This is a genomic window from Nocardia albiluteola (assembly GCF_018860155.1).
Taxonomy (GTDB): Bacteria; Actinomycetota; Actinomycetes; order Mycobacteriales; family Mycobacteriaceae; genus Nocardia; species Nocardia albiluteola.
The window spans coordinates 126,363-147,952 of the sequence record NZ_JAHKNI010000016.1 but is presented as its reverse complement, the minus strand read 5'-3'; the positions used below and the strand labels follow the sequence as shown (position 1 = coordinate 147,952).

Annotated in this window: 17 protein-coding genes; 2 read left to right on the top strand and 15 right to left on the bottom strand. The window is 67.3% G+C overall.

Going from position 1 to position 21,590, the window contains the following annotated elements; translation table 11 throughout:
- Positions 1-255: 255 nt before the first annotated feature.
- The 12 genes from KO481_RS35515 to KO481_RS35460 form a co-directional block, all read right to left on the bottom strand.
- Positions 256-1,569, bottom strand: a complete 1,314-nt coding sequence (locus KO481_RS35515; protein WP_215922881.1) for a hypothetical protein — start codon at positions 1,567-1,569, stop codon at positions 256-258.
- Between the two features lie 55 nt (positions 1,570-1,624).
- Complete coding sequence (locus KO481_RS35510) at positions 1,625-2,632, bottom strand: hypothetical protein (RefSeq protein ID WP_215922880.1); 1,008 nt, start codon at positions 2,630-2,632, stop codon at positions 1,625-1,627.
- Between the two features lie 60 nt (positions 2,633-2,692).
- Positions 2,693-4,537, bottom strand: a complete 1,845-nt coding sequence (locus tag KO481_RS35505; RefSeq protein ID WP_215922879.1) for a type VII secretion target — start codon at positions 4,535-4,537, stop codon at positions 2,693-2,695.
- A gap of 27 nt (positions 4,538-4,564) precedes the next feature.
- Entirely contained in the window at positions 4,565-6,760 is a 2,196-nt protein-coding gene (locus KO481_RS35500; protein WP_215922878.1) for a hypothetical protein, read from the bottom strand.
- Positions 6,761-6,764: 4 nt separating this feature from the next.
- Positions 6,765-7,082, bottom strand: coding sequence for a hypothetical protein (locus tag KO481_RS35495; protein ID WP_215922877.1), 318 nt, complete (start codon positions 7,080-7,082; stop codon positions 6,765-6,767).
- Between the two features lie 7 nt (positions 7,083-7,089).
- The gene (locus tag KO481_RS35490) at positions 7,090-7,440 is read right to left on the bottom strand and encodes a hypothetical protein (RefSeq protein ID WP_245401984.1); all 351 of its coding nucleotides are present in this window, start codon (positions 7,438-7,440) and stop codon (positions 7,090-7,092) included.
- Positions 7,437-8,129, bottom strand: coding sequence for a hypothetical protein (locus KO481_RS35485; protein WP_215922876.1), 693 nt, complete (start codon positions 8,127-8,129; stop codon positions 7,437-7,439). Before KO481_RS35485 ends, KO481_RS35490 begins: the two co-directional genes overlap by 4 nt.
- The gene (locus KO481_RS35480) at positions 8,126-8,488 is read right to left on the bottom strand and encodes a YbaB/EbfC family nucleoid-associated protein (protein ID WP_215922875.1); all 363 of its coding nucleotides are present in this window, start codon (positions 8,486-8,488) and stop codon (positions 8,126-8,128) included. The genes KO481_RS35485 and KO481_RS35480 overlap by 4 nt, the downstream gene beginning before the upstream one ends.
- The gene (locus tag KO481_RS35475; RefSeq protein ID WP_215922874.1) at positions 8,485-10,110 is read right to left on the bottom strand and encodes a hypothetical protein; all 1,626 of its coding nucleotides are present in this window, start codon (positions 10,108-10,110) and stop codon (positions 8,485-8,487) included. Before KO481_RS35475 ends, KO481_RS35480 begins: the two co-directional genes overlap by 4 nt.
- Positions 10,111-10,262: 152 nt before the next feature.
- Positions 10,263-12,137: a type VII secretion target gene (locus KO481_RS35470; RefSeq protein ID WP_215922873.1), complete on the bottom strand. Its 1,875-nt coding sequence runs from the start codon at positions 12,135-12,137 to the stop codon at positions 10,263-10,265.
- A 117-nt stretch (positions 12,138-12,254) separates the two neighbouring features.
- Positions 12,255-13,565 carry a hypothetical protein gene (locus tag KO481_RS35465; protein ID WP_215922872.1) on the bottom strand — a complete coding sequence of 437 codons (1,311 nt, stop codon included), beginning with the start codon at positions 13,563-13,565 and terminating at the stop codon, positions 12,255-12,257.
- A 406-nt stretch (positions 13,566-13,971) separates the two neighbouring features.
- Positions 13,972-14,427, bottom strand: a complete 456-nt coding sequence (locus tag KO481_RS35460) for a hypothetical protein (protein ID WP_215922871.1) — start codon at positions 14,425-14,427, stop codon at positions 13,972-13,974.
- A 556-nt stretch (positions 14,428-14,983) separates the two neighbouring features.
- Here KO481_RS35460 and KO481_RS35455 point away from each other — a divergent pair.
- Complete coding sequence (locus KO481_RS35455) at positions 14,984-15,883, top strand: transglycosylase SLT domain-containing protein (protein ID WP_215922870.1); 900 nt, start codon at positions 14,984-14,986, stop codon at positions 15,881-15,883.
- A 285-nt stretch (positions 15,884-16,168) separates the two neighbouring features.
- The gene (locus tag KO481_RS35450) at positions 16,169-17,605 is read left to right on the top strand and encodes an MFS transporter (protein ID WP_215922869.1); all 1,437 of its coding nucleotides are present in this window, start codon (positions 16,169-16,171) and stop codon (positions 17,603-17,605) included.
- A 73-nt stretch (positions 17,606-17,678) separates the two neighbouring features.
- Here the strand turns inward: KO481_RS35450 and KO481_RS43625 are convergent, their stop codons facing one another.
- The 3 genes from KO481_RS43625 to KO481_RS35435 form a co-directional block, all read right to left on the bottom strand.
- Positions 17,679-18,716, bottom strand: a complete 1,038-nt coding sequence (locus KO481_RS43625; RefSeq protein ID WP_245401983.1) for a C40 family peptidase — start codon at positions 18,714-18,716, stop codon at positions 17,679-17,681.
- Positions 18,717-18,815: 99 nt separating this feature from the next.
- On the bottom strand, positions 18,816-19,883 hold the full coding sequence (locus KO481_RS35440; RefSeq protein WP_215922868.1) for a C40 family peptidase: 1,068 nt from the start codon (positions 19,881-19,883) through the stop codon (positions 18,816-18,818).
- Between the two features lie 573 nt (positions 19,884-20,456).
- A complete protein-coding gene (locus tag KO481_RS35435; protein WP_215922867.1) occupies positions 20,457-21,422 on the bottom strand; it encodes an NlpC/P60 family protein in 966 nt (321 codons plus the stop codon).
- Positions 21,423-21,590: the final 168 nt, after the last annotated feature.

The following is a 21,590-nucleotide window of genomic DNA, read 5'->3' as shown; positions in this document are numbered from 1 at the left end:
TTACCAGTAGGCGGTGGAGCGCTTGCATTGCACTGTGCGCAGGCTGTGCCGGCGCTGTGAAACCCCCGACACGAGTAATTCGCGGCTGGAACTGCGCCGCCGGTGCGCCTGAGCACGACCTCGCGGGCAAGCATAGCTAATCAACCGCTAGTGGTGGATTAACGTGGGAACGGGGCGACACAAGGGCCCTGGGGAATTGCGGCAAACCGGGACGATCCCGGCAGGAATCGGCGATGTGCCACACCGGAGATCGGATCAGGTGATCGCGCTGACGACGTTCGCGGGCCGATTCGAGGCGTTCTGGACCACCGGCTGGGTGACATCGGGCGGAATCGGGACAGGGGGATGGAGAAAGCCGGGAGGGTGTTCCCCGAAGGACGCGGAGGGATCCAAGGGCACGAGCTTTCCATTGTTGATCATGAAGAGCCCCTTGCTGTCGCGCACGATGATCGCGCTGCGGTCGTCCCATGCGATGACGTCGCCGGTATGCAGATCGTTCGGGTCGACGGGCCTCCACGTGGACGGATCGCCCGCGGTGTTGCCGTAGGCGCCGTAGCCGTCGCAGCCGCTGTGCCAGTTCAACGCGTTGTCCACGGCGTGCCAGACGACGGGCGAGAGTTGCACGGACACCCCGTCGATCGTCTTGGTGGGGAACTGATTCCCGTTCGCGTCCACCGGTTGCGCCGACGTCGCGGAAGCCGGTGCGCCCGTTCCCGTTTGGCTTCCCCCCGTCTGATATGTGGCATCCTGCGGGGTCGACGGCGAACCCTGCTGGGTACCAGAGGAGTTGGTGGCGCCGCCTGCGGACTGATCGCGGTTCGAGGGCTTCTGCGAGAAACCCTGCAGCGCCTGCTGCATCTCCATGTTTTGCAGCAGCGACGATGTGGGGTCCGCGGTAGCGGCTGTTTCCGAAGCGGGCGAGGCGTTCGTTGTGGGAGTCGGATTGGTGGGTGTGCTGTTATTTGCGTTGTGATTTGCCGGACTGCCCCCGGGGTCGGTGGGACTCGAAGGCGTCGGCGCGCCGCTGCCCGTCCCGCCACCGTTCGCACCGTGGGACCCTGCGGTGCCGTGATTGGCCTCGTACACCGAGGTGACCTGGGCGTTGACCACGTCCACGGCGTAGCCGATCTGCTGCATGAGGGCCGCGGTCTGCGCGGCGGTCAATTTGCCGGTGATCGACTTCAATTCGGTCTGCAACTGATCGACGACACCCTCGGCCGTTCGCAGGACGGTGTCGCTGCGCGCCGACACCGTGATGGCGGCCTGCAGGACCGTCTGGTCGGTGCCCAGCAGCGAATCCCTGCGCTGGTCCACCGCCGCCAGAATCGCCTTGTAGTTCTTGTCGGCCTCGCCTGTGCCGAGGCTCTGATAGATCGTCGGGGTCATCAGATCGTCCACTCCCGGGGGAAGTTCGGGAGCTCTGCGGCCGAGCAGGTCGACCGCCATTTGAATGGCGTTCTGCGCCATGGCGACGAAGTCACGCAACGCTGTCGGTGCCTGCGCCGGTGGCGTCAGCGTCACCGTCCAGTAGTGCGCGCCGACACCGGTTCCGTTGTCGACCGTCGTCATGCCCTGGACACCGCCTCCCTGGATGTGTGGAATCTTCTCGCGACTGGGAATCGTATTAGCGTCGGCGCGGTGGCTGGTCCCACGACTGGGAAAGACGTCGCTGTGGTAACGGCACCGAGGTGGAAAACTTGTTGGGATCTGAGTTCGGGGTGACATATGGGGGGTACGTCTTCGGTTTCGCACTCGCCCCCGGCGCGAGGAACATATTCGACTGCTGCTGACTTTTGGCGGCGCTGACAAAGGCGGTCGAGGCCGCCTTCAGCTTGTCGTTCAGATCGTCGACCGCCGATTTTATTTCCCCGAGCCCCTTGGTAATTATGTCGGGAAGCTTCCCGACGTCCGAACTCGTCGTATCGTCGTCGCCCGCCAATTGGGCCATCACGTCCTGCAAACTCTTGACATTGCTCGCATAACTGGCGTTCATGGCCGAGTGATCCTTGTCGTCGAACAGCCCCGCTTTCACCAGCAGGGACTGGACGTCCGGCGCGGCTTTGGGATCATTCAGTCGCAGCGGATCGGCCAGATCCGCTATCGCTTGCTCGCCGGCGGTGATAACCGCCGCAAGCGCCTTCGACGCCTGCGGCGGGTGATCGAGCGGAAAGGCGAACGGCGAGTAGAGCGTGGATGATGCGCCGGTCTCCTTGAAATCGATGCCGAGGCTACCGTCCTTGCCGAGTGATAGGAGCGGTGTACCGCCCTTCACCGTGCCGACGTCCGGCACCGTCGCCAGCACCGACTTGCTCAACGCCCACGTTATGTACAGGGAACCATCGGTGCCCATTCTCAGGGCAGTGCCGGCCAGTTCGGAGGGATCGACGCCTGCTGCCAGCGTCGGATCCCATGTTTTCAGTACAAGACCATTCTTGTCAGCGAGTACAAGCTGCCCATCCGACTGGTAAGTCAGCGTATTGCCGTTGTTCCGCAGCTGCTGCCCAGCCAGCAAATACCCGCTGGGCCCCATCGTCTGGGCGCCATCCGACGAGGGTCCGGTCGGGTCGGCCCACCAGTCCGGATTGGACACGCCGCTCGAGCCGGATCCTGAGCGGCCTTTGGCGCCGCCCATTACCTACTCCATGCAACGGCAATGAAGGATCCGGACCAGCGGGATCGCGTGCGATCCCGCTCAGTTCCGGACATCGGGCGGGCTGACCGGAGGCGGCGGCGAGATCGGCGCGACGGCCCCGGGCGGCGGCCCCGACACCGCCGGAGCCGACACCGCGCCGGTGGGTGCCGGGCGGTCGATGCGCTGCGGTTCCGGCGCGGTGACCGCGACGGGCGCCTCGACGAACTGCGGATGCTCCACGACCTGCTCCTGCGCGTAAACCGCGTCGCGGAGCGTCTGGTGGGTGGAGTCCTCATTGGCCAACAGCAGCACCAGTTCGTTGCAACGGCGCTCGTAGACGATGTTTCGCAGCCCCTCGGCCTCGTTGTCGACGCGCAGCGCACCCAGTTCGACCCGGCCCGGGTCTACTCGGCGGGACATGAGCGCGGCCGCGAGCAGATCGTCGGCGTCGCGCAGTGCATCCCACTGCGGGCGCTGCACCGGGATCCCGGATCGAAGCGCAACGAGGATGTTGTCGCGCAGACGGCGGGCCGCGGCCACCTCGGACGTTGAGGGAACCGAACGGAGCAGCCGGGCGTGCGTATCGGCCGCCAGTTCCACGCTCTGTGCTCGCACCATCGAATCATCCACGGCGGCAACGCGTGCCTGCGCGCCCTCCGACCCGGTGAGGGTGAGGCGGTCGGCGGTGTCGGGAGTGGGTACCCGAAGGTCGACATCGTAGGCGGGGCCGACGAGACCCTGCATCGGCACATTGTTCAGCCGCGCGCGCAGGCCCGGATCGATCGGGCCCGAGGAGGCCAGCGCCGAGAGCTCCGCACCGACCCTCCGTCCCCAGACCAACCCGAATTCGACGAGCACCCGGGCCGGATCGGACACGCCCTCCCACGGGGAACCCTGGCCGTCATCCGCGAGGACCTCGTCCCACAGCCACGGTGTGGATACCTCGCGCGGCAGGAACAGCCCCGGCGGCAACCAGCCTCGGCCCTCGTTGGAGGTGATGAACACGCCGGCGCCCACGGGGCCGCGCATCACGGACACCGCCCAGCCGGTGCCCACCACCGAATCCTCCACGACAGCCAGCACCGCGGCCAGCAACGTGCGGGCGATCAGCAGGTCGTTGTCGGCGTCGCCATTGACCACGAAGTCGGGTTCCCGCTCGCGCTCCTTCGCCTTGGCCACCGCGGCGGCGAACGGGGTCGGCATGATGACCGGCCCCATGTCGGGCGCACCCGCACTCGGCGGGCCGGGCGGTGGGGTGGGCCCGCGCCCGGTCCAGGCGTCGTCGCCGAAACCGAGCGGATAGAACCCCATTCCTCCGGGGTCGTGCGCCGTTGGCGTCCCGCCGCCACCGGAGTTCAACCCGAAGCCGTTGGTCGCCGGTCCCTGGCCGCCCCCGGCCGTAGCGAAGACACCGGGGATTCCGGTCGTCGTATCGTCCGGGCGATGGTCGGTCTGCGAGCCTGCTTGTGCCCCGTTCGGGGCAGCTGAACCGGAAGTCGTGGTGCCGGTGGGCGTGGTGGCCGGAGGCACGGGCACGGCGGGACCAGTCGGCCCATCCGGACCTATCTGTCCAGTGTGGGAACTTCCACCTGGATGGTTGCTGAACTGGTTACCGATATCGCCGACGCGGGATCCGCCCTGCTGGTCGGCCTGTTCGTAGGCGTTGGCCGAATCGTCCAGCGCCTTCGCAACGCTGGCGTGGTCGGCGGCGTGCTGCAGCCAGGCCGCCTCGCGCGCCTGGTAGTACCGGGTCAGAGCCTGATGGACGGGATGGGCGATGGTGCCGTACTGCTGGAGGAATGTCCCGAGCCACTCGGTCGGCTGCTTGGACCCCTCGACGGCCTGGTCGTGGGCCGTCATGTGTTGATCGCGCAGGAACCGCAGATGATCAGGGTCGGTCTCCATGCCACATCCTTTCCCGCGGAATCTCCTTTATTGTGTTTTCTTCCCAGCGACGGGAACGACCGGCGGGCGCGCAAAGCCGCTCAGCTGCGCGGTCAGCTGGCCGTGGGCGTAGACGGCATCGCGCAGCATTCGGCGGTCCGGCGCATTCGCCAGCAGCAGTGCCAACTCGTTGGCGCGACGCTGCACGACCATCGAACGCAGCGTCGACACCTCGGCGCCAGGGCGCCCGGAACGCAGCTCTCCCAGGGGGATTCGGCTCACGTCGATCCGCTTGGTGAGAACGGTCGCGGCCAGCAGATCGTCGATGTCGCGCAGTTCGTCCCACCAGGCCGGCGGGATGTCCCCGCCCTGCCGGAGAGTATCGAGCAGCCGCTGTCGCAAGGCGGGCGCACCGAGTGTTTCCGCAGTACCCGCGCCCGTTCGGGCGGCGCGCTGGTGCGCGTCCCGGGCGAGGTCCGCGCAGCGGGCAGCGATCGCCGGCAAGGGAATTCGGTCCAGTCGTGTCTGATTCCCGGGTGCGATGACCAGACCCAGCCGGTCCACCAGGCCCGGACCGGGCGCATCCAGCGGCAGGGCGGCCGATGCCGCGACACGCCCCTCCAACGCCACCTCGCCGAGCTGCCACCGTATTGCGGCATCGATCGGCTCGGAGGAGACCAGCGCGGCCAGCCGCGCATCGGACCTACTGCCCCGCTCCAACACGAATTCCGCCAGTATCCGCGCCGGATCGGAAATACCCTCCCACCCCGAATGCCTCGACTCGGACCAGCGCCATGGCGTCGAAAGCTCCTGCGGGAGATACAGTCCCGCGGGCAGCCAGCCGCGCCCTTCGTTCGAGGTCACCAGGCCGATGACGCCGCCGCCCGGACGCCGCAGCACCGCGACGGCGAATCCGATGCCATACCAGGACGATTCGATCGCGGCCAGAATTCCGGCGAGGATGGTTCGCGCGAGTATCAGGTGCCCGTCCACTCCGCGCCCGCCCACCTCGAACACCGGTCCCGCCGCTGCGGCCATCGCGTCGCCCACGACCGAACGGATCATCGCCGCGCTACCGGATCCGGGCTTGGCGGCGGTGCTGTCATGGTCCGAAAGGCGTGGCCGCCCCGCCGCGCCCTCGGCGGTGACCCAGCGTTGCCGCTCGGCGGCAGTACCCGATTCGGCGGCGGAGCCCTGGTCTCCCATCGGGTCCGCGGTCACCCGCTCCAGAGATCGCACATACGGTGAGACCTCCTCACTCTTGTTCGCGGACGCCACCGTCTCGGAGGTCGTCGCCGGTGTGGGGTCCTGCGGCAAGAACACGACCGGCATGGGTATCGCTCCCCTATCACCCGTGTCAGGGGTTACCTCGGCCGGATCGGGAGCGACATCGGCCGGATCGGGAGCCGTGACCGAACTCGGATCGCCGGTATCGGGGAGGGCATCCCGGGGGGCAGCGGCGACGACCAACCCCACATTCTCCGCGACGCCGGGGTAGGTGGGCGTCGCATCGCCGAGATCGGCCACCGCGGGTGTGGGATGGTGCGAGCCCCCCTGCGAGAGTGCGGGATCACGCGCGAGCCGCGCCGAGATCGGAAGCGTGGCGACAGCCGCCGCGGAACCATCCACCGTGTCGCCCGCGGGATCGGTGGCGGCGAAATCCGCGCCCCGGCGGTCCAGGACGTGCATCGCGGTTACCTGGCTGCCTTCCGCCGGATTTAACGCCGGAAGTTGTTGCAAGCCAGCCAATTCGGTGATCCTTGCACGGAGCCCTGCCCAGGGCGGATCGACCTCGTGCGGCGCGCCGGAGACGGCGTCCTCCACGCGTTCGCGGGCGGCGGTCACGATGTCGTGAACCTGACCGATCCTCGCCTGTTTCCCGACGGACTTTTCGGTGACGCCCGTGATGGAGGCCAGCGCGTCGTCGACGATGTCGAGTATTCGGTTGCGGGTCCGATTCGTGACGGTCGCGAAGTCGCGCAGCAGATCCGCCACGGCTGCCACGGCATCCACCAGTTCCCGCGAATCACCCTGGTGGGCGGCCATCGCGTCCTTGACCGGTTGCAGGGCGGCACTGGCCCGCACCCGCTCGTCGAAGTCGCGCCGGGCCGATTCGAGACCGTCGACATCCACGCCCGAGGCGGCCTCCCGCAGCGTCGTCTCCAGCGTGCCCCACCGGTCCGGTCCGATCGCGGGCCAGTTGTCACCGACGATGGCATCCCAATAGTGCGTCTGAGCAGGCATGGCGCTAGCCATACGGATCGGCCCGGTCGAGAATCCGGGCGCCGGACGCGTCGGCCTCTTCCAGCGCGAGCACGGAATCTGTTGCAGCGGAGTGAGTATCGGCGACTCGGTCGCCGTGCCCGTCCGCCGCCTCGGCGAGGGTTTCGGTGATCCATCCCAGCCTGGCGAGCAACTCCCGATCCAAGGGGGACCGCCCGGGCTGGGGCGCGGTCAGCTCCCGCAGTATGCGGGCAATGCCCTCGGCGACCGAGGAGGCGGCGGTGTGGTACCGCCCGGCGGCGGCTAGCACCTCCGCCGAGGAGTCCATATCGTGCAGGTCCATGGCTGGTTCACTGGCCGAATTCGGACCGCTCCGCCTGCCGGTAGGAATTCTCGGTGGGCAGGTCGAACGCGTCGATGGTGTGCGCACCGGTGCCGTTGTCCATCATCTCCGCGCGCAACCCCACCCGCGACTTGAGGTGCGCGAGCTTGCCCAGGCGCACGATCTCCCCGGCCAGCCAGGTGTCGCCCTCGTCGCGGGCGTCGTCGGTGAGGTGCAGCCCGACGATCTCGCCGTCGCGGTTGCACGCAACGCCCACGGTGCCCTCGGGGTTGAAGACCTCGTAGATCTTGCTCGGCCAGTCCGGCTGCGCTGCTGCGTCTTCGGAATCCGCGTCGTACACATCGGTCACATCGGTCACAGGCTGTTCTCCGTCTCGGTGGGGGCCGGGGCGTCCGGCATGGCCAGGCGGGCGGCGAGTTCCGCCCAGGCGCCGTCGTCGATCTGCATCACCTGCCGCAGGGCCCAGAAGCGCGAGCCCAGATACAGTTCGGCCGAACCGTCGTCGGCGATGTCCAGGTGATCGGGCCGCTCGTCGGACGCGTTCAGGGTGACGGTGCTGATCGGGGGCCGCTTGTCATCGATGTTCAGAATCGTCGCTCCCGCACCGGGAATGAACCCGTGGCGGCAGCGCGGGCTGTCGGCGATCGCCAGCTCGATGCTGTTGGTGGTGATGGTGATCTCGCTGTTGAGCAGCAGCTGCATCGTCCAGGAGCGGGCCGCGGCCTCCGGGCGCTCACCGTTGATCGTGATTCGATCCGCCACGGCGAGATCGAGCACGAGAACCGCATCGGCCGTGGTGATTCCGGTGACCAGCAGCCGGCGCGTGGTGCCGTCGGGGCCCGGCAGGTCGTCGGCGGCCACGGTCACCACGTCGGTGCCCTTGCCGGGGCTCGTCGCCGGATGCGCTGTCACGGTGCCGGTTCCGATGTCGACGGCATAGGCCACGACCGGATTCGGCATGCGCGCACCGACCGTGGCCAGGCGCGCCAGGCCCTCGTCGTGCAGCCACCTCACCGCGTCGGCGGCGGTGACCTCCGCCGATGTCATGACACCTCCGCGGGGGTGGTTGTCCCGTCAGCGGATTCGGGCTCCGCGGTGTCCGGTTCGGCCCAGGGATCGGCGTCCATGAGGGTGCGGTACTGGCGTGCCGCGTCGGCGGTGCTCTCCCGGATCGCGGCCATGATCTCCGCCGTGAGCTCGTCGTTGTCGAATCGCGCGGCGGTGCCGGGCGCGAGATAGAGGGTGGTGAGCCGTCCCATCGCGTCCACCTCCGGCACCACCAGGCCGCTGGGCGAGGGGCGGCGTGCCTTGATCGCGTCCATCCGCTCGCGCAGATCGGCGATGCGATTGCGCAACTCGCGGGCGGCATCCAGGGCCGCCTGCACATCGGGATGGATGTCGTTCACGTCGAACCTCCTTGGGGGGGAATCTGATTGACCGGTGTCGCCGGGGTGACCGTGGGGGCGATCTTGGGCTTCTCACCGATGACCTGCTCGGTGTGCGGCGTGTCGTCGACGTACATGAGCCGGTCGGGATGCCAGGCCACCACCCGGTTCCGCTCGCCGCCCGCGCCGCCGGATTGGTTGCCCATGCCGGGCATCATCGGCATGTACGGCATGCCGCCGGCACCGCCCGCGCCCCCGGACGCGATGCCCTCGGCAGCGGTGATTGCGGAGGTCACCGGCTCGGTGACCGCGGCCGCGGGCAGCGCGAAGGAATCCATCGCGGACGCCGCGCCGACCATCGGCAGGCCACCCAGGGCGATGTTCTCCGCCCCGGCGGTGGCGTCACCGATCGAGCCCCCGCCGCCGCCGAGCGCCGCCGGGGCGCCCAGGCTGTTCAGGTCGGGGATGGTCGGACCGCTCGCGGTCATCGGATCGGAGGAATCTGCGCCGGAGTTCTGTTGTGTCGCTTGCTGTATAGCAGATTGTCCCATGCTCAACAGCGAGGGCAGCATGGTCATCAGCGAGGTCATCAGGCTCGAGTCGCCCGAGGATGCCGCAGCGCTCGTTCCCGACCCGGGGGATGTTCCGGCGCGGGAGGTTGTTCCGGCACCCGAACCCGACCCTGCGGGCGTGCCGCCGCCCGAACCGGAGCCACCGGATGCGCCTGCCCCGCTGCCACTTCCGGTATCGCCACTACCCGAGCCCTGGCCACAGTCGGAGCCGGCCGCGCCGGCTGCGGCCGTGGTAGTGCCGAGTTCTACGCCGACGGCCGTGGCATAGTTGGCGAGCACGCCGGCCGACAAGGCGTTCTGCTCTTCGAATTTCGCCATCGCCTCGGCGAGCGCGGCCGGGTTCTTCGACCGCATCGCGGTGAGCAGTTCTCTGCGGGTCGCCAGGATCTCCGCGGGTGTGGGGTGCGCGGCCTTGGCCGTGGTGAAGGCATTTCTGTACGTGTCGATTCCATCGATCAGCGACTGCAGGCCGCCGCCCAGCTGGTCCAGCGAATCGGCGTGTCCGATAAGGGATCTGGCGACCTGCTCGCCCACCGGCTGCCAGCCCTGAACCGTCTGAGCAGCGGCGGTGACGTGGGAGTGCGCGGCGGCGTGCGCGCCACCGAGGTAGTTGCGGACCTCGTCGGCGAAGCTGCCGGCCTGGGTGACGCCGGGGCCGGAGTGGAACTGCTCGGCCAGGGTCAAGGGGTCGACCGGCTCGACGCCGGACGTCGTCGGCGCCGGCGGAACGTGCCGAACGTAACTGCCCTGCACCGTCACGGGATTGGCCACCGTGCCACCGCTCGAGCCGCCGAACCTGCTACCACCCTCGGCGTCGGCCGTCGAGTAATCCGCCGCCGACGCACCGATATTCGCCGCCGTGCCGTGCACTCCGTGCTGCAGCACGTCGGTGACCTTGTTGGCCAACTCCGCCTTCGCCAGGTTGAGCACCGGAACGGCCTGGGCGGACACCGGATCCGCACCTCCCGGCGCTACCCAGCCCCGAGGTAGCGCCGCGGCCGTCCCGGTGGCCATGTTCGCGAGCCCGGAGGCCACCGAAGCCAGCTCCGCGGGATCGACATTCAGCACCATCGCTTCCTCCTCACCGCCACCCGATCAGCTCGACGGCACGGCCGACGACGGATCCGGGGTCTGGTCGGAGAAGGTGTACGGCGCATACACCCCGACCATTGCTTTTGGTTCGGCATGTAGACAGGAAGCATGCTGAGCACCCAGGCGTCCGCTCAGTCCCGCGCCGGTACGACGCCGGACGTCGTCACCGGGGGAACCGGTCCGACGGCACCCCGCGGCGGCCCGGCGCTCACCGCCGGAGCCACGACGGTGCCGGTCGCCGGGCGGGCGACCCGCTCCGGCGTGGGCGCGAACACCGCGGCGGGGGCTTCGACGAACTGCGGGTGCTCCGCGACCTGCCCGTGCGCATACGCAGCGTCGCGCAAGGTCTGCGGGGTGACGTCCTCGGCGGCGAGCAGCAGCACCAACTCGTTACAGCGGCGCTCGAAAACGATGGCGCGCAACTGCCCGGCCTCGTCCTCCACACGCAGCGCGCCGACTTCGACCCGGCCCGGGTCGACGCGGCGGGTTATCAGGGCGGCCCCGAGGAGATCGTCCGCGGCGCGCAACTCGTCCCACTGCACGCGCGAAACCGGAACGCCCGCCCGCACCGCGGCGAGGATGTTCTCGCGCAGGCGGCGCGCCGTGGCAAGCTCGGGTGTGGAGGGGACCGACCGGATCACCCGGGCGTGCGCATCCGCGGCCAGCTCGATGCTGCGCCTACGGACCGACGAATCATCGACCGCAGCAATGCGTTCCAGTGCCGCGGGCGAACCGGCGAGGGAGAGCCGATCGACGGTGTCGGGAGTGGGCACCCGCAGATCCACGTCGTAGGCGGGACCGACGAGCCCCTGCATCGGCACGTCGTTCATGCGTACGCGCAGCTCAGGATCGATGGGCCCCGAGGAGACCAGTGCCGAGAGCTGAGCGCCGGCCTTCGGCCCCCAGGCCAGGCCGAATTCGACGAGCACCCGGGCCGGGTCGGAGACACCTTCCCACGACGATCCCGCACCGTCGAGCGTGTCGTCCCACAGCCACGGCGTGGAGACCTCGCGCGGCAGGAACAGCCCAGCGGGCAGCCAGCCGCGGCCCTCGTTGGAGGTGATGAACACGCCGGCGCCGGCGGGACCCCGCATCACCGATACCGCCCACGTCGTGCCCGCGACCGAATCCTCCACTACCGCAAGCACCGCGGCCAGCAGCGTCCGAGCGATCATGAGGTCGTTGTCGGCCGCGCCGTTGACCGCATGACCGGTCGCCTCCGCGCGTTCCTTGGCCGCCGCCACCGCGGCGGCGAACGGGGTCGGCATGATCGGCGCGGTCGCGTCCGCGGCACTCGGTCCACCCGGCGGCGGAGTGCGGCCGCCCCCCGGCGGCGTCAGCCCGCCGCCGCTGTCCGAACCGAACCCGATACCCGCGGGGTTGTACACCGAATCCGGCCCCATGCCGCCGACACCGACGAGGCCCAGGGGATTGGGGCCGTCGTGCTGGGCCGGGGCGAAGGCAGCGGGGAGAGCCGTCAGAGGACCGTCGGGGCGCTGTCCGGTCGGCGAGCCCGGGCCGCCAGCCGGTGGGGCACCCGGATCCTGGTAGGGGGTGGTGTCCTGATGGACCCCCCGTGCGGTGAGGTGATCCGGATTCATCTGCGGCAGAACCGGATGCGAGGGGCCCATCGAGCCCATCGAGCCCATCGGGCCCGTCGGGCCCATCGGCCCGGTGCCAGTATGCCCCGCGCCCAGGTGCTCGAAAGCATCACCGGCCTTGCCGACATGGGAACCACCCTGCTGGTCCGCCTGTGCGAGGGAGTCCGCCGAATCGCGCAGCATCTGCGCCGTCTTGTGGTGCGCATCGCCCAGTGCCTGGTAGGCATTCTGGCGGGCCGCATAGTACGTCTGGAGTTTCTCGTAGACCGGACTCGCAATGATGCCATACGTTTCGATAAACTTGCCGAGCCACGGATTCGGCACCGGGGCTCCGTCGTGCAAGGCGTTGCCAGCTTGATCGTGCATGTCGGCTTGATGCCGTAGCAGGTCCAGTTCGATCTCCATGCCGAATCAAGTCCTTTCCTGCCGCGGCGCTTCCGTCATCATTCTGTTTTCTTCCCACCGACGGGAAGACCCGTGGGTGGGCGAGCGGCACCGCCCCACGCCGGAGCCACCGGACGATCAGCTCGACGGCACGGCCGACGACGGATCCGGGGTCCCCGAGGACGAGTCGGCCGCGACGGGCACGACGCCACCCCCAGCTGCGTTGGGGTCCGAGGAGCCCGTCATCTCGATGCCGTGCGGATGCTCGAATCCGGCGAACTCGCCGAAATCGCCCGACTTGTCGGACATCTGGGCACTGAACGGCTGCAGCTTGCCCTCCACGATGACCTCCAGCGTGCCGGTGCCACCGCCCTGGCCCGGCGGGAAGACCACCACGATCGCATTGTGGTTGTCCCAGGTGGCGACGTCGCCCGTCATCAGCTGGGACGGATCGATGGCGTCGCCGATCTTCTTGTCGTCCGACCACTTCGCCGCGGTCTTGGCGTACGCGTCCTTGGCGCTGGTGCCGTCCTTGTTCGCCCGCGCGGCGTCGAGCGCCTGCGCGACCACCACCGAAACCTTTTGCGTGCGACCGTCGTCGAAGGTGTAGAGCACGCTGCCGTCCCCACCGGGGGTGCGCCCCTGCGGGGGGAGCGGCGGCTGCGACGAGGACGAGCCGTTGGGTGCGGGCTGCGCGGTGCCCGGCTGAGCCGGCGCCTGACTGGGCGGGGCCTGTGGGACCACCTGCTGTGGTGCCTGCGGCTGCATATTCTGCGGGTTGTTCTGGTTGTTGAGGTCTCGGTTGGGGTTCATGGCCTGGCTCATCATCATCATGGGCAGGATGCTGCCCAGCAGCGAGGACATGTCCATACCGCCGCCGGACGCACCCGCACCGGCACCCGCACCCCCCGACCCGTTACCGGGATAGCCGGTCCCCCCGTACGAGCCCGACCCGGAGCCTCCTCCGGAGCCGATGCCCGCCCCCGAGGCGCCCACGTCGCCGGGCCCTGAGGCGCCCACGTCGCCGGGCCCCGAGGCGCCCACGCTGATCTGGTACGCACCGGAGGCACCCAGACCGGGGTCGAACGGGCCGGAGGCTGCCGGCGTGCCCGGGGGAGGCACCTGCGAGACCGGGGGCGGGGTGGAGTTCAACTTATCCTGCAGGGCCTTGTAGTTGGAGTTGAGGTTGTCGTAATTCGTCTGCAGCGCGCTGTACTTCGTATTGATGCTGTCGAGCTGGGCCTGGAGCTTCTGCATGGCATCGGTCGAGGGGCCCGGATCGGTACTGGGGCCACCCTGGTCGTTTCCCGCGGTCTTGACCTGTTGCGTAATGTTGCCCAGCGTCGTGGTCAGGTTTTCCTGGATGAATTCGGCCTGACTCTTACTCGGATCCGGAGAAACTGTCGGGGCCGCAGCGTTGAGTGCCGCTATTGCACCGTTGATACTCAATTGACACTGCATACTGATATCGGCAGAGGCCTGGATGTTCTTGTATACCTTCACATCCTCGGCGCGAAGTGCAATGTACGCGTTCGCAAGCGTAGTGGCCATGTAAGAATACGTTTGAAGAGTCGAGGCGTTTGGCGTATCGGCCGTAGGAAGGGTCGGCACCTGAGCTATGTCGGCAACACTGGGCGGATCCGTCTTCGTGCCGTTACCACAGGTGTCGAAAATTTTGCGGATCTTCATCGGAAAATCGAGATAGGCCTGCTCGAGCGCCTGTGGAAACTTACACTGCTGCGGATAGCCAGACGCATGCTGATAGGGCATAAACACGTCACTCATCTGGACAGCATCAGATGCCATCTATACCCCAATTGACTCGATTATCAACCACGCAGCCCATATGAAATCATTATATCATAGTTGCTTTTACTTTCCCGTTACCGATGTCAATTATCGGAAGAGGGCCGATCTTCTGCGTCTCATGATTGGATATACCCTCAGCGATAACACCGCCGACCTTGGCGGCTGCCTGCATCCCACCGCGCTCGCCGAGGCCCCCGACTGTATAAGCTAGGGTCCCCAGCCGCTGTCCGAGATTGGACGCAAGGCCGTCGGCTACCCGACCCACCCCTCTCGCAATCAGCGCGCCGGCCCCTTCGCCCAAGTAGCCTGCACCAGTGTTTATGAGTCCCGATTTGATCCCGTTCATCCAATTGCCGGTTGTAGCACCGTCGACCGCACCGCCGACCAAGCCGCCTATGGCAGGCGCAAAGGCAAGACCGATACCATCGGTTGATACGGCGATAATACCAGTGACCGCCATCGAAGCAATGGTGCCCCACGACATACCGAAAAGCCCGCTCATGAGATCACCTCCCGAATCGAATCATCGAATTCGAAACACAGGCAACAGCCGGAATCCCCATTCCCGGCGGCAGTGATCCGACCATCGCGCAAGCCTTCCCTTCGACTCGCTTCATTCTCCGAGATCCCCACCAATGGGAAGCGCGCCGGGAGACTGGCCGGTCACGATGGTGAACAACACGCACGTCCCACACATCGCCGACGAGACGTTTCGGTGCAGGTCATCGGACCGGGAGGAAGTACACGATGAGCGTGCACCGCCTGCGATCACACACTGCGCATGCAGTCGTCGCGCGCGCGTTGCCGCCGGGGCGCTGATGTCCTCCCCGCGGCAAACTCCGGAACCCGGGCTCCAGGACGTACAGCCCGAAGTCACCACCGCTCCCCCACCCTCGCACCGCCCCCGGAGACAGCCGCGTATCACCCCCCTGCGGGCGACATCCACAATAACTGCCGCACAGGATAATCCACCGGCGATCGAAGTCCGCACCGGAAAGGTCGCTCCAGCGCCGATATCCGCTCCGGCCGCTCTCGGCGGCCTGCCGACCGCGCCGCCGATGGCGACGGCGGCACTGGGTGCGCTGGGCTCCATCGCGGCCAGCTACGGGAGTGGTAACCCGCTACCCTCCGCCGGCCAGTCGTTCATCCCCCCGAATCTCGCTGCCACACAAATGCCTTCCGGACCCATCGTCTGGGACGGGCATATGAATTCGGGATACTCCACCGCGGCCGGCACCGCATCGCGGGCGGCGGATGCGATGGGCGATCTGAATGCCGAACTGGAGCAGCTGCTTTCGGAGGCCGCGGGTACCACCGTCCGAGGGCGGGCGGAGCTGGCGGCGATTATCGCCGATGCGGATGCCTCCGTGACGGCGCTGGGCAACGTCCCGGACTCAGCCGCGGGGCACCAGCTGTTGATCAACACGCTGGATGCGGCGCTGCAGCGCGCGGGAGTCGTTGTGGGGCATGGACAATCGGCCACGCGGCTGACCGCGGCACGGATCTCGGCACTGGCCGATCGGTACCTGCGCGAGTCGCGGTATCAGCCTGCGGTCGGCGCCTCCGGTTTCGAGTCGGGTCCACCGTTGGCGCGGCCCAGTGGGACCGAGGCGCAGTGGATCGGCTCGGCGCTGGGACTGCTGGCGCAGAATGGGTACGACGTGAGCCATATCGATCCCGCCGACATCGCGGCGATCGTGCAGCACGAGTCCGGCGGCAATCCCAACGCGATCAACGGCTGGGACAGCAATGCCGCAGCGGGACATCCGTCCAAGGGGCTGATGCAGACCATCGACTCGACCTTCTACGCGCATGCGCTGCCGGGGCACACCAACATCTGGAATCCGGTGGACAACATCGTCGCCGGGGTCAGGTACGCCATCGCCCGATACGGGTCCCTCGACAACGTTCCGGGCATCATCCGATTGCACGAGGGTCGTTCCTACATCGGGTACTGATCATCGGCTACCGTTGGCCCCCAGCGACATTCGAGCATACATTGCGGACTCGCCCAAGCAGACACGTTCAATGAACCGTTATATAGCGGGACGCCCGATAATGTTAGGATCCTCACCTGAGGGCGGTCGCCACCCGGGGCTCCACAGGGGCGAGCCTCGGGTCTCGGCCGCGTCACACAGTACGTCGAGCCCGGACTCCGGTCGAGACCACTGCACAACACAAAAAGGTGAGTACATATGTCGATTGCCCCACCACAGGTCATCCGAAGTTTGGTCCCGGCACGAATGGATAGACTCCCCTGGACCAGCTTTCACTGGCTGATCGTCGTCGGCCTCGGGGTCTCGTGGATTCTGGACGGCCTAGAGATCCAAATCGTCAGCAGCATGGGCGGATTGCTGCAGAGCCCGCACACCCTGCACATGACCAGCGGCCAGGTCGGCGCGACGGCATCGTGGTATCTCGCCGGGCAGGTCGTCGGCGCGCTCGTGTTCGGCCGCATCACCGACAAGCTCGGCCGCAAGAAGCTGTTCATCCTGACCCTGGCCATCTATCTGATCGGTAGCGGCCTGGCCGGGCTGTCCTGGGGTGCGTTCTCGCTCTACTTCTTCCGCTTCATCGCCGGCCTCGGCATCGGGGGCGAATACACCGCGATCAACTCGGCGATCGACGAGATCATGCCCTCGCGTTACCGCGGCCGGGTGGATATCGCGGTCAACGGAACCTACTGGTGCGGTGCGGCTTTGGGCGCGGCGGCGAGCCTCGCCCTGTTCAACGAGCACTACGTGCCGATCCAATGGGGTTGGCGCATCGGCTTCTTCATCGGCCCGGTGCTCGGTTTCATCATCATCTTCCTGCGCAAGGCCATTCCCGAGAGCCCGCGCTGGCTCTTGACCCACGGCCGTGCGGAGGAGGCCGAGCGAACCGTCGACGAGATCGAAGAGCGGCTCCGCCAGGGCGGCGTGGAGCTGCCGCCGGTCGACCCGAGCAAGGCGTTGGACATCGTCGACACCGACCAGTTGTCCTATCTGCAGATGGCACGAATCTTCTTCGGCCGCTATCCCTCTCGGTCGTTCCTCGGCTTCACGATGATGGTCACGCAGGCCTTCCTCTACAACGCGATCTTCTTCACCGAGGGCCTGGTCCTGATCCACTTCTATCACGTGCCGGCCGACCACACCGGGTACTACTTCTTCCCCTTCGCGGTCGGTAACCTGATCGGCCCGCTCCTGCTCGGCCCGCTGTTCGACAGCATCGGCCGCCGGGTGATGATCTGTTCCACCTACGTGGTATCCGGTGCGCTGCTTCTGGCTTCGGCGTGGGCCTTCCACGCGGGGATACTCAACGCCACCACCCAGACGATCTTCTGGTGCGTCATCTTCTTCTTCGCCTCGGCGGGCGCCTCCTCGGCCTATCTCACGGTCAGCGAGATCTTCCCGCTCGAGCTTCGCGGACAGGCGATTTCGTTCTTCTTCGCCATCTCGCAGGGCGCGGGCGGCGTCGTGGCGCCGTGGCTGTTCGGCCACCTGATCGGCGGCTCGGACAACCCGAATCCGGACCGGTTCCCGCTCACCATCGGCTATATCATCGGGGCGGCGGCCATGATCGGGGGCGGGTTGGTCGCGTGGTTCTTCGGTGTCAACGCCGAAGGGCAGTCACTCGAGGACATCGCCGACCCGCTGTCCAAAGCCCCCTCGGACTCGCTTCCCGCTGCCCCGGCGTAGTTCCCGACACCCCAGAGACCCTTCGAATAGACGAGGACCGTGGCGAGATTTCCGCCACGGTCCTCGTCGCCTTTCAGAAGCGAGTGGCTTGGAAGGCGCCCACCTGCGAGAGAGGGTAGAGCTTGACGACGTCGCCGGTGTGGGGCGCCTCGACCACATAGCCATTACCGGCGTAGATCATGACGTGACCAGGCCCGCCGGGACCGAATTCCGAGAAGACCAGATCACCCTTCTGCAGATTTTGCGGGCTGACCGGATGCGACGCGGTCGCGGCATATTGTTCCTCCGATGTGCGCGGCATATTCTTGACCCCGGCCTGTTCGGCGGAATACTGCACGAGCCCGGAACAGTCGAAGGCATTCGGCCCCTCGGCGCCCCAGACGTACGGATCACCTATCTTGCCCAGCGCCGCCGCGAGGAAATTCTTCTTCGTCGTATCGGTCACACCGCTGACCATGGCCGCCACGGTGGACGCAGGCAACTGTGAGCCATAGGACACCGGCCCATAGCTAGAAACAGGCTGGGTCACCGTGCCACCGGCCGGAACCACGGGACGCGCCTGATTGGCGATGGAATCGGCGCGAACCTGGATTGCGGAAGTCGCATCCTGCAGGTCGGAGTAGACATTGTCGACCGCCGCGAGGCAGGCATCGATCATCCCCCCCTCCGACGAATAATCGTGGCGAGGCGGGGCCGGAAGCCGCGGATTGTCCAGGGCGCCCTGCAATGTCGCGATTCGTCCCTCGATCGTATGCGATGTGCCCTGGGCGATGGTGGCGACGTCGGACACCCGGCCGCCTACATGGCTCTGCCGGTCGACCAATTGCTGGGCGATCTCCGCGACATGCCCGACATTCGCGTTGTACGCGGTGGCCAGCGTCGATTTATCAGTGGTATCGGTCAGGGCCTTGTAGTTCTTTCCAGCCTCCGTCGCGCTGATCTGTGCGGAGAAGTTGGGAGCATCCTGCGGCCGACCGCTACCCAGTAGCTCCACCGACACGACGAGGTAGTCCCGCACGGCCGCAACCACTCCCTTGAGGCCGTTCGACGCATTCTGCTGCGCCTGGAGATTCCGGGCTGCGGATTCGGCGTCAGTGACATAGTCGGTCATGGTGCCATTGCCTTCCTCCCTCGCATTCCCTGCTATCGATGAATATGCGGTATTCCCGACCTTGGAGACCATCGCGGGCGGACCGTGACGGTGCTGTCACTATGCCCACCGGCTGGCCGCATAACTGCTGGGCAGCGGGACGACTCTGACGTACGCGCCCGTATGCGGAGCCTCGACGCATTCGCCGTTCCCGATGTACATGATCACGTGATCGGGACTGCCCCCGTTGAATTCGGCGGCCGGGAATATCAGGTCGCCTGGCTTGATATCCGAGGGGTTGACGTGCGGGAGGCTCTGGTACTGCTCGGCCGCGGTGCGGGGAATGCTCACGCCCGCCGCCGCGGCAGAGTACTGCGTCAGGCCGGAGCAGTCGAAGGAATCCGGCCCCTCGGCGCCGTAGACGTACGGCTTACCGACCTCGGACAGCGCGACCGAGATCGCCGACTGGACGGCGGCGGATTCACCGGTGGCCGCGTACGTCGCGGCGCTCGTGATGACGGGCGCGGTGCCCTGGCCGGAGAGGACCACCAGGTACTCGTTCGCGAGCATTTCGACGACCTGGGCGGTGGCCTGAGCCCCGAGACTGGTCTTCCCAGCGAGCTTTTCGGCGTAGGCCACGGCCTGATCGATGACATGGGTGACCTGTTGCTGGCCCGCCGCGCCGATGAGAGCGTTCGGCCCCACCTGGGCCAGAGCGGTATCCAGCGCCGTCATGAGGGCGTCCATCCTGGCCTTGTCAACGGAGTGCGACCCCGCGAAGCGTTGAATCTCGGTGGCGAGAGTGTTGTCCAATGCGCTGAACGCACTCGCGGCGTGGGCCTGATAGATCCGGGTGGCCTCGATCGCGGCGGCGGTCGCCCCGGAGCCGCCACTACTTCCGGAGCCGTTACCGGAGCCTTGCGAACCCGTACTCCCCGATCCGTTGCCGGCGCCCTGCAAACCCGTACTCCCCGATCCGGTGCCGCCGCCGTTGCCCGATCCGTACGCATTCCGCAGCGAACCGAGCGCATCGCGCGCCTGCTGGGCCGGACTCGAACCCGAAGCGCCGGAACCACTTCCCGATCCGCCACCGCTCCCCAGGAGGGAAGATGCGAGCAGCGGCAGCATCATCAGCATGGGCGTCGCCGCCGACACCAGTGCCGGCACGGCCTCGGCAAGCTTGCCCATATCCACCTGCGGTCCAGCCGAACCCGCACCGGTAGCCCCCGACCACGGGGAACCTGTCGCGCCCGGTTGCGGCGCGCCCTGGGCAACGGCGGTGGACGGCGAGAGACTCTGATCGCCGCCCGACGCGGATGTCGATCCGACAGCTGAACCGCTCGCACCTGCGGCAGTTCCGGGGGTTACACCGGTGCCCGCCGTTACCGGGCCGCTCGGCCCGGCCGGGGGCGGGGCGGCCGACGCCGCCCCGCCCGCAGCCGCCGCGCCAGCCGAATCCTGCGTGGCGCCATTCGATCCCGCGGCGCTCGGCCCACCCGGCCCCGCGGACCAGGGAGTATCCGCGCCATGTGCGGTTCGCTGTCGGCGTTGCTGCGGTACGGCCTGTCCCGACCAGGGCGTGGCGGCCGCGGACGCCGGATCCCCGTTCGCCCCAGGCGCTTCCACGTGACCATCGACCGATCCACCGGCCCCGTCGACCACGACGGTATCTCCGGGCGGACTCGTCACCGTCCACCGCCGCGCGCGAAAACCTCACGCCAACCGGTCATCCCCACACGGCCCGTCGTCCACACCCGCCACTCACGAAGACCCCGCCAGTACCCGCTTGACCCGCACGTCCCGCCCATTCGGCATCGCCTGCTCGACCACCCGACCGCTGGCCGGATCCGAGGTGACGATCTGCGAGGGTGACACCGCGACGCCGACGTGGGTGGGCGCGTTGTTGCTGAACGCCCAGAACACCAGATCGCCGGGCGAGATCGCGGCAGCGGCAACACGCTGGCCGCACAACCCCTGTGCGGCAAGGGTTCCAGGCAGCAGGATGGTGGCGGATCCCGATTTGGGACAGGCGCTGGTGACGATGGGCGCCGGCGGCAGGGTAACCGCGGTCGGCGCGGGCGGCCCACTCATCGGGTACGCCGCCGCCGGAAGCTGGCATCGTCCGGTCGAATTGATCTGTGACGCTTGACTGATCATCCCCTGAGCCAGCCCGGCGGGGTCCACAGAAGGCGTGCCCAGAGCGGCCAGCGCCACCTGACGGATGCAGTCGACATCAATCCCCGACGCGATGGTCTGCAGCGGGGGCAGCTGATAGGGGGCCGACGCCATTGCGGTGGCACAGGCCAGATCCCACGAGGAGGGATTGTCACCGGGCGAGAAAGTGAGCCCGGCATAGGGGTTGGTGGTCGGAATATCCAACGGTGACAGGGATTCGGACGCGGGAGCGGTTGTTTCGGGCGTATCCGTCGAGGTCGCCGCAGTTTCGGGCCCGATTGCGCTGTCGCACTGGTAGAACCAGTCCTGTGCCACCGACGAGGACTGACTGTCGAGTATGACCACCGTCATCAGGAGCACCACACCAAAGAGGACCACCACGATGATGACGGCCACGACCAACCACCCGACCGGACCGATCTCCGGAAGAACCCGGCCGACCCAGTAGATCACGCGACGGGCTCTCGCGGCCGTAACGATGCGCCGAGAGCGGTGCCGGGGCCGCCCTTCTTCCTCGGCGCCGACATCGTCCTGCATACCAGGTGTCGTCACGATGCTCTACTCTCCAACCCGAGCAATGCCGCGTCACTCAGCCACTCGTATCCGTCCATTTGATACCGTCAAGATTTCCGAGTTTGCGTTTTGCCATCATAGTCTTGCGTCATCTTTTCGACTTACTGGCCGAATTGGTATCCCTGCCCACGTGATGGCGGAATCGAT

Excerpts from the sequence above, each read along its gene's own strand:
- KO481_RS35515 (WP_215922881.1), bottom strand. The coding sequence starts at position 1,569 with ATGACGACGGTCGACAACGGAACCGGTGTCGGCGCGCACTACTGGACG.
- KO481_RS35510 (WP_215922880.1), bottom strand. The coding sequence starts at position 2,632 with ATGGGCGGCGCCAAAGGCCGCTCAGGATCCGGCTCGAGCGGCGTGTCC.
- KO481_RS35505 (WP_215922879.1), bottom strand. The coding sequence starts at position 4,537 with ATGGAGACCGACCCTGATCATCTGCGGTTCCTGCGCGATCAACACATG.
- KO481_RS35500 (WP_215922878.1), bottom strand. The coding sequence starts at position 6,760 with ATGCCTGCTCAGACGCACTATTGGGATGCCATCGTCGGTGACAACTGG.
- KO481_RS35495 (WP_215922877.1), bottom strand. The coding sequence starts at position 7,082 with ATGGACCTGCACGATATGGACTCCTCGGCGGAGGTGCTAGCCGCCGCC.
- KO481_RS35485 (WP_215922876.1), bottom strand. The coding sequence starts at position 8,129 with ATGACATCGGCGGAGGTCACCGCCGCCGACGCGGTGAGGTGGCTGCAC.
- KO481_RS35475 (WP_215922874.1), bottom strand. The coding sequence starts at position 10,110 with ATGGTGCTGAATGTCGATCCCGCGGAGCTGGCTTCGGTGGCCTCCGGG.
- KO481_RS35470 (WP_215922873.1), bottom strand. The coding sequence starts at position 12,137 with ATGGAGATCGAACTGGACCTGCTACGGCATCAAGCCGACATGCACGAT.
- KO481_RS35460 (WP_215922871.1), bottom strand. The coding sequence starts at position 14,427 with ATGAGCGGGCTTTTCGGTATGTCGTGGGGCACCATTGCTTCGATGGCG.
- KO481_RS35455 (WP_215922870.1), top strand. The coding sequence starts at position 14,984 with ATGGCGACGGCGGCACTGGGTGCGCTGGGCTCCATCGCGGCCAGCTAC.
- KO481_RS35450 (WP_215922869.1), top strand. The coding sequence starts at position 16,169 with ATGGATAGACTCCCCTGGACCAGCTTTCACTGGCTGATCGTCGTCGGC.
- KO481_RS43625 (WP_245401983.1), bottom strand. The coding sequence starts at position 18,716 with ATGACCGACTATGTCACTGACGCCGAATCCGCAGCCCGGAATCTCCAG.
- KO481_RS35440 (WP_215922868.1), bottom strand. The coding sequence starts at position 19,883 with ATGGGCAAGCTTGCCGAGGCCGTGCCGGCACTGGTGTCGGCGGCGACG.